Genomic DNA, 873 nt, shown 5'->3' with positions numbered 1-873 from the left:
AGCGGCCATCGACTTCCGTCAGCTTGAGGGGGTCGGTCTTCCACAGCGCCGGGTCATAAGGAACGGTGTCACTATGACCTGCCAGCACCAAGCCACCCGGGCCGCTGCCGAAACTGGCCAACAGGTTGAACTTGCCGGGGCTGACGGGCTGGATGTCGATGGCGAATCCCAGGTCGCCCAGCCAACTGGCGAGCAGATCGATCACCGGGCGATTGCTCTGGTCGAGAGACGCCTGGGTACAACTGACCGACGGCGCGGCAATCAAGGCGGCGAATTGCTCTTTCATGGACGGCAACGGCATGCGCGGTCTCCCTACTTCCCGGATGAACCTCACTATAGAGGCATCTGCACGACACAATAAACCGTTGCGGCGCGCTGCCGGGCTCAGTCCTGTACACTGCACGACCTTGGCAGCCACTCTTTTCCCCGGCTGCGCTCCCGATCCTGGATTTTCCGGCCATGCAGAAAGAAACCGAAATCAAGCTCCGCGTCAGCCGCGAAACACTCGCCGCGCTGCGTGAGCACCCGCTACTGAAAAAACGCAACAAAAGTGGCTGGGAACGCCGTGAGTTGATGAACCAGTATTTCGACACCCCCGAGCGCGACCTGGCCCAGGCCAAGGTTGCCCTGCGCCTGCGCAAGGACGGTGACGACATTATCCAGACCCTCAAGACCCGTGGCCAAAGCGTCGCTGGCTTGTCGGAACGTAACGAATACAACTGGGAATTGCCCAAAGCCAAGCTCGACGTCAAGAAACTCGACGGCGAATGCTGGCCCGAGCAACTGGCCGAGCTGGACAAGAAAACCCTCAAGCCAATCTTCACCACCGACTTCGTGCGCGAACGCGCCGAAATCGCTTGGGGCCGCGGCAAA

At 60.6% G+C, this 873-nt stretch carries 1 protein-coding gene and 1 pseudogene; one reads left to right on the top strand and one right to left on the bottom strand.

From position 1 onward, the window contains the following. Positions 1-301 (bottom strand): annotated as a pseudogene (locus tag MCRY_RS22450) (acetylornithine deacetylase); the annotation flags it as partial. Between the two features lie 158 nt (positions 302-459). On the opposite strand from MCRY_RS22450, the gene MCRY_RS22445 reads away from it, so the two are divergent. Continuing rightward, positions 460-873, top strand: a 414-nt coding sequence (locus MCRY_RS22445) for a CYTH domain-containing protein (protein ID WP_139834175.1), incomplete at its 3' end; no start/stop codon positions are given.

Origin of the sequence: Marivita cryptomonadis (genome assembly GCF_002115725.1) — a bacterium.
Lineage (GTDB): Bacteria > Pseudomonadota > Alphaproteobacteria > Rhodobacterales > Rhodobacteraceae > Marivita > Marivita cryptomonadis.
Note: the sequence above shows the minus strand (reverse complement) of the source record. Positions and strands in the feature narration are given on the sequence as shown.